This is a genomic window from Streptococcus sp. 2022WUSS037, assembly GCF_044427225.1.
Taxonomy (GTDB): domain Bacteria; phylum Bacillota; class Bacilli; order Lactobacillales; family Streptococcaceae; genus Streptococcus.
The window spans coordinates 1-6,426 of record NZ_JAOTGJ010000054.1 but is presented as its reverse complement, the minus strand read 5'-3'; the positions used below and the strand labels follow the sequence as shown (position 1 = coordinate 6,426).

General features: G+C 41.9%; 6 protein-coding genes and 2 pseudogenes. All 8 read right to left on the bottom strand.

The features are described 5' to 3' along the window. A pseudogene (locus tag ODU55_RS11265) lies at positions 1–820 on the bottom strand (N-acetylmuramoyl-L-alanine amidase); the annotation flags it as partial. Between the two features lie 37 nt (positions 821–857). Then, complete coding sequence (locus tag ODU55_RS11260) at positions 858–1,901, bottom strand: LPXTG cell wall anchor domain-containing protein (RefSeq protein WP_398582877.1); 1,044 nt, start codon at positions 1,899–1,901, stop codon at positions 858–860. Between the two features lie 16 nt (positions 1,902–1,917). Next, on the bottom strand, positions 1,918–2,769 hold the full coding sequence (gene rfbD, locus ODU55_RS11255) for a dTDP-4-dehydrorhamnose reductase (protein ID WP_024407393.1): 852 nt from the start codon (positions 2,767–2,769) through the stop codon (positions 1,918–1,920). 54 nt (positions 2,770–2,823) lie between these two features. After that, positions 2,824–3,870: a dTDP-glucose 4,6-dehydratase gene (gene rfbB, locus ODU55_RS11250; protein WP_044688980.1), complete on the bottom strand. Its 1,047-nt coding sequence runs from the start codon at positions 3,868–3,870 to the stop codon at positions 2,824–2,826. A 202-nt stretch (positions 3,871–4,072) separates the two neighbouring features. Beyond that, positions 4,073–4,558, bottom strand: coding sequence for a phosphoribosylanthranilate isomerase (locus ODU55_RS11245; protein WP_398582876.1), 486 nt, complete (start codon positions 4,556–4,558; stop codon positions 4,073–4,075). After that, positions 4,558–5,151, bottom strand: a complete 594-nt coding sequence (locus tag ODU55_RS11240) for a dTDP-4-dehydrorhamnose 3,5-epimerase family protein (protein WP_398582875.1) — start codon at positions 5,149–5,151, stop codon at positions 4,558–4,560. Before ODU55_RS11240 ends, ODU55_RS11245 begins: the two co-directional genes overlap by 1 nt. After that, positions 5,151–6,020, bottom strand: a complete 870-nt coding sequence (gene rfbA, locus ODU55_RS11235; RefSeq protein ID WP_015646663.1) for a glucose-1-phosphate thymidylyltransferase RfbA — start codon at positions 6,018–6,020, stop codon at positions 5,151–5,153. The genes ODU55_RS11240 and rfbA overlap by 1 nt, the downstream gene beginning before the upstream one ends. A gap of 97 nt (positions 6,021–6,117) precedes the next feature. Further along, a pseudogene (locus ODU55_RS11230) lies at positions 6,118–6,201 on the bottom strand (zinc transporter ZIP11 family protein); the annotation flags it as partial. Positions 6,202–6,426 lie beyond the last annotated feature (225 nt).

Here is a 6,426-nt window from a genome sequence, read left to right as displayed (position 1 = left end):
AATCATCCGTCTGTGACCAAGTTGGCAAAATAACACTTGCTATATCTTTCGGCGATGAAACATTAGTAACACGAACATCAAAGGTACCTTGGGCATCGTTACGATTTTCAATTGTGATGGTGCCTGTAGGTTGTGTAACATTGACCGAACTGGAAGCTGTACTGACTCGAGCACTTGGAACACTTGTAGATCCATTCGAACTTCCTGCAATCGTATTGGAAGAACTTCTGGTCAGCGAATTCGAAGTACTACTTGTTGCACCTGCTGTCAAACTAGAATTAACCGTTGAGCTTGTAGTAGCCGAAGTTGCTTCCTCCTCAATTTTAGACGGAGTTGCATCACTATTATTCAAAGCAGTAGGCTTCTCAGCCGTGCTTACGACATCCTTCTTCCACTCGAAACTATAATCTGATAAGGTCTGAAAACTTCCATCTGTTAATTGTGCTGTTAACTTCAGCGAAAAGACTTGGTCTTCCTCCGCAAATGCAGACCGATCCAAAACCGCTACGTATCTACCCTGCTCATCCATTGAGAATGTGACAGTAATGCCGCTATTTGTTTCAGAGCTAAACTGGGCTGTAACGCCAATAATTTCCCCTTGAAAGTTCGACAGAATAGCTTTAATCTGACCAGCCTCATCAACGACAGATAGCTGCCCGCCAGTTTCAGCAACCTGAGATGAAGAAACTTGACTAGATGGGGCATTTACCATATCCGCTTGAACAAGCTGAGCATTCAACGCGGATGCACACAAAGAAAGAAATAACAACGTTCTTTTTTTCACAAATATCTCCTTTATGTATTTCACATGTAAAAACAACTATATTTCTCAAAATAGATGTAATTACACTAATCCTTTATTTTTCTTCTTGCTTCTTTGTCAATAGCCAACCAGCAAAAATTATTATGAGTCCTAATACAGTTAATGGAAGACCAGATTTCCCTGAGGTTTTTGGTAATACCTTAGCTTTATCATTTGGTATAACCTTTTTCTGACCTGCTTCGGAAATACTACCTTTTCCTGTAGCTACATCAGAAATCTGACCATCCCCTTGACCTGAAACATCTTGCAAATCATTTGAGTCATTTGTAACGCTTTGACTTGTTTGTGCCCCGGTATTTTCAATGTTAGCTGTACTTTTATCCTCGACTTTTGATTGTAGACTAGCAGTTAGTTCTGCAATCTGTCGGTCTATTTCTGAAAAGTCATACGGAAATTTTGGTTGCGAAGCAATTGCAAGAGCTTGACCATATCCTATAGTTGCAGATGTAATAGATTCTAAATTAGAGTTTCCACTTTCCAACAATCCAGCTAATTCTTGTCCAGTTGCTTCTGCATAAGCAATATAATTATCAATCGCTGCCGACTCTTTATTCAGTAGTTCAACGATAACTTCTCTAGCGTATTTCAATGCAGCCAACTCGGCTTCAGGAGTACTTGCATCATCTTCAGCCTCGTACTTAGAAACTATATCCGCAGCTTCTTCTCTTCCGCTTTTTCCAGCGACTGTAAGTGTCTCAAATAAGTAATGGTAATGTTGGGCTATGCTACCAATTAAATTTGCTTTGAGTTCATCTAAAACAACAACTTGCTCTGCTGTTAAGTTTGCCTTCAAGTCTGCAATTTCTTCATCCCATGCAGCTTCAGCACTACCCGATGCCATTTCTTCCATCATTCCCTCAAGAAACGCCAATCTATATTCTTGCATATCGATAGTCATTTTAGCTTGAATATATTCACGTACGGCAACTTTTTCATCAGCAGTTAAATGATAGGTCGTACTTTGACTTGTCTCTGCTGCTACAACTGGAACAGATCCGGACGGTAATATAGCACCTCCTAGTAAAGCAAGAAGGATTGCTGACGTCAACAACGGCTTAACAATCGCTTTCTTTTTCATACACATCTCCTGTAGACTATTTCTTTTCTTGTTTATAGAATGCTTCCAAAGCTTCTTGCCAAGTTGGGATGACAAAGCCTGTCGCCTTTGCCTTGTCCAAGCTCATGGTTGAGTTGAATGGACGTTTTGCCTTGGCTGGGAACTGGCTAGAATCCACTGGCAATACCTTGGTGTTAGTATCCTTGAGGATTTCTGTCGCAAAGTCAAACCAAGTCGTATCTTCTGCTGCATCGTTTGACAAATGGTAGTAGCCAAATGCTTGCTTGGTATCCACCAAGTGTACCATGAATTCCGCAAGGGTACGTGTCCAGGTTGGGCGACCGTGTTGGTCATTGACAACTGTCAAGGTATCGCGGGTTTCCGCAAGGTTTTGCATGGTGAAAACAAAGTTTTTACCATAGTTACCAAATACCCAAGCTGTACGAACAGTGTAGAACTTGTCTGCGAATTTCTCAACTGCTTCTTCACCCAAACGCTTGGTACGACCGTATTCAGATTGCGGATCTGGTTGGTCATCTACTTGCCACTCTTGACCGACTGGCAACTCACCATTGAAGACATAGTCCGTTGAGATATAAACGAGGGTTGCACCGTATTTAGCAGCTGCCTTGGCAACATTTTCAGAGCCTGTTACGTTAATCTTGTAGTTGAGTTCTTTTCCTTCATCTTCTGCCATATCAACAGCTGTATAGGCTGCACAGTGGTAAACAACGCTTGGCTTAACTTCTGCAAAGAAGGCATCCACCTTGTCGGCATCCGTGATGTCCATCTCTGCTACGTCAGCGGCAACGTACTCAACACCACGCTCATCCAAGAGATAACGCAACTCTGTACCCAACTGACCATTTGCACCTGTAATTAAAATCATGTTTGCTCCTTATTTCAAGAAAGGCTTGGGCAAGAGCCTTAGCCTTTAATAGTCTTATTTAATAACTTCTTGCGTCTTCGCGTAGTTGGCTTCAACTGCTTCTTTCTCAGCTTTCCACCAGTCTTGGTTGTCTGTGTACCACTGGATAGTCTCTTCCAAACCTTTAGAGAAGTCTGTAAATTGCGGTGTCCAACCAAGCTCGTCACGAAGTTTGCTTGCGTCAATAGCATAGCGCAAATCGTGTCCTGCACGGTCCGTCACGTGGTCGTAAGCATCTTTTGGTTGACCCATTTTTTCAAGAATCAATTCAAGCACTTCTTTGTTGTTCTTCTCACCGTCAGCACCGATTAAGTAAGTTTCACCCATACGGCCTTTTGTCAAGATTGCCCAAACACCAGTCGAGTGGTCGTTGGTATGAATCCAGTCACGGACGTTTTTACCTTCACCGTAAAGTTTTGGCTTGATACCAGCCAAGATGTTGGTGATTTGTCGTGGGATAAATTTCTCGATGTGTTGGTATGGACCGTAGTTGTTTGAACAGTTTGAGATCGTTGCTTTGACACCAAATGAACGCACCCATGCTTTGACAATCAAGTCTGATGCAGCCTTGGTTGATGAGTAAGGTGATGACGGGTTGTAGTTGGTTTCTGCAGTGAATTTCTCACCTGGACCTTCGCCATGACCTGGCAAATCTTCACGCAAAGGAAGGTCGCCGTATACTTCGTCAGTTGATACATGGTGGAAACGGATATCGTATTTACGAGCCGCTTCAAGAAGAGTGTAAGTACCGATAAAGTTGGTATGGATGAATGGGCTTGGATCGTTGAGGGAGTTGTCGTTGTGGCTTTCTGCCGCATAGTGAACAATGGCATCTGCCTTAGCAGCCAATTTGTCAACCAATTCAGCATCTGCAATATCGCCAACAACCAGCTCAACACGGTCACCAAGAATAGCTTCCAAGTTTGCCTTGTTTCCTGCATAAGTAAGTTTATCCAAAACTGTTACATGAACGTCTGGATGATTGTTATAAACATAGTGTACAAAGTTTGAACCGATGAAACCAGCTCCACCAGTTACGATAATATTTTTAAATTGAGACATTTTTTTCTCCGAAAAGTTTTTTCTTTTTTAATAGTTTCCTTAGGTAGTGGGGACGCAAGCAAACCACCAAGGTGTTTCATTACTAACCCATGAGCCCAAGGTCTCATGGGCTCCCCCGCTCCTTAGCAAAGCAAAGAAGCTTCTCACTACGGCGGAAACTATCGCTATTGGCTCGCTTTGCTCGCCCTCTTGCATTATCAGACTACTTCAAGATTTCTTTCAAATAAGCAATCTTAGCAAAGTCTTTTTGATTGTTATTTTCTGCACGGTAGGAATCTTTTGAAGAGGCTTGGTAGATTTTTAGGTATTGTTCAAGTGTCGGTAGGTAATAGCGAACACCTGCTGTTTCTAGTTCTTCCAAATCTTCTAGCTCTACACCAGCAAATTCAGGCAGTGAATGTAGGCCTCCGAATTCAACAGATAAGCCGTCTTTATGAAATTCATGTTCATGACGGTCAACAAGGACATAACCTAGTTGGTTCATCATAGAAATCAAAGTGTCCGCCTGATAAATCCGTTCGTCGTCTGGGGCTTCCCAGCCACGCGGATCACTTGGAACATGAATATCTAAATCTCCTGCCTGCCAGTCCTTCCCTGTTCGCCTTTCCAAACCAACTGAGCCCATTAACAAGGGAGTGATTCCTAACTTGTTTAACTGCTCTGCTATTTCCAAAAAGGCTTGAAACATTAGAGGTCCTCTTTTCTCAAAGGCTTAACGTCCTTGAGGAGTGGGTGATTTTTATCTGCTTCTGAAACTTCCGCTTCTTCTAGATTTTCCCACTGGATGTCGAGGCTAGGGTCTGCATAGTTGACGAAAGCATACTTAGGCTTGAGTTCCAAAGCCCAGTAGTCGTTAACCAAGTAGCTGTAAGCCACGAAATCTGACAAAACTTGGAAACCATTGGCTACTCCGCGCGGAACGAAGATACCTTTTGAAGCATCAATAACGGTTTGATAGGTATTACCGAAGGTTTCGCCTTCACGAAGATCGACCCAAGTTCCCAAAACCTTACCGCCATCTGCTACTGAAATGTATTTATCCCAAGGCTCTGCGTGAAGACCACGAAGAACGTTTTTGCGAGAGAAGGAAACATTATTTTGCAATTTTCCTTCTGCAAAGAATCTTTCAGGGAAACCGAGAGGAAGCATTTTTTCCTTTTGGAAGTTCTCCTTAAACCAGCCACGGTTGTCACCATGAACAGGAATGTCAAATTCTAACATTCCTGGAATAGCTTCAACTGGGCGAGCTGCTAGTGTTTTACCGAAAAAGTTTTCTGTCATTAGGCCTCTCCAATCAAACGGAGCAAGTATTGTCCGTATTCATTTTTCTTAAGTGGCTGTGCTAATTCGTGGACTTGTTCTTTTGTAATATAGCCCATGCGGTAGGCAATTTCTTCCAAGTTAGCCACTTGAACGTTTTGCAAACGTTGAACCGTTTCGATGTACTGTGCAGCTTCCAAGAGGCTTTCATGCGTACCTGTATCTAACCAGGCAAATCCACGGCCCATAAGCTCAACAGATAAGTCGCCACGCTCTAAGTAAGCCTTGTTGACATCTGTGATTTCCAACTCACCACGAGGTGAAGGCTTGATATTTTTGGCAATCTCCACAACATCATTGTCATAGAAATAAAGACCAGTAACCGCAAAATTTGATTTTGGCTCTTCAGGTTTTTCTTCGATAGAGATGGCATTCATATCTGCGTCAAACTCGACAACACCAAAGCGTTCTGGGTCTTTTACTTGGTAACCAAAGACAGTCGCGCCCTTTTCTTTGCTTGCTGCACGTTGCAACATCTTGGTCAATCCATTGCCGTGGTAGATGTTATCACCAAGGATCAAGGCTACATTGTCATCACCGATAAATTCTTCACCGATAATGAAGGCTTGCGCCAAACCATCTGGACTTGGTTGTTCTGCATATGAAAGTGAAATTCCAAGTTCAGAACCATCTCCTAACATATCCTTAAAACGTGGAAGATCTTGCGGAGTTGAAATAATCAAAATATCTTTGATTCCAGCCAACATCAATGTTGACAATGGATAATAGATCATTGGTTTATCGTAAATTGGCATCAACTGTTTTGAAGCTGCGCGCGTTAAAGGATACAAGCGAGTACCTGACCCACCAGCTAGAATAATACCTTTCATATAAGAGTACCTTCCCTAAATTAATATCAGTTCATTATACCATATTTTTAAAGATATTGTCATAAGAAAAAAGCCTGTAACAACAGACTTTAACAAATTATCCTAAGGCAACATCCAAAATCATCATGATGATAAAACCGGCCATTAAGCCCAGAGTTGCAATGTCCGTATTGCAATTTGTCGGGAGTTTGACAGTTTGAATGACACAAAAGTGCCACAAACGTTGATGTGATGCTATTTTTTTGTCAAATTTTCGTATATATTAATCGCGTACTTTTTTCGTACTGTGATATAATAGAGTGAGGTGCGAATCTATGAGAGTTAAAAAATCAGTATCTAAAAATACAATCAATTATGCCATTATCAAAGATATTAAGGTTGGAAATAAAAGAACTTCTACCATTGT

Bases quoted from the DNA above. Each gene is read 5' to 3' on its own strand.
- ODU55_RS11260 (WP_398582877.1), bottom strand. From the start codon at position 1,901: ATGAAAAAGAAAGCGATTGTTAAGCCGTTGTTGACGTCAGCAATCCTT.
- rfbD (WP_024407393.1), bottom strand. From the start codon at position 2,769: ATGATTTTAATTACAGGTGCAAATGGTCAGTTGGGTACAGAGTTGCGT.
- rfbB (WP_044688980.1), bottom strand. From the start codon at position 3,870: ATGTCTCAATTTAAAAATATTATCGTAACTGGTGGAGCTGGTTTCATC.
- ODU55_RS11245 (WP_398582876.1), bottom strand. From the start codon at position 4,558: ATGTTTCAAGCCTTTTTGGAAATAGCAGAGCAGTTAAACAAGTTAGGA.
- ODU55_RS11240 (WP_398582875.1), bottom strand. From the start codon at position 5,151: ATGACAGAAAACTTTTTCGGTAAAACACTAGCAGCTCGCCCAGTTGAA.
- rfbA (WP_015646663.1), bottom strand. From the start codon at position 6,020: ATGAAAGGTATTATTCTAGCTGGTGGGTCAGGTACTCGCTTGTATCCT.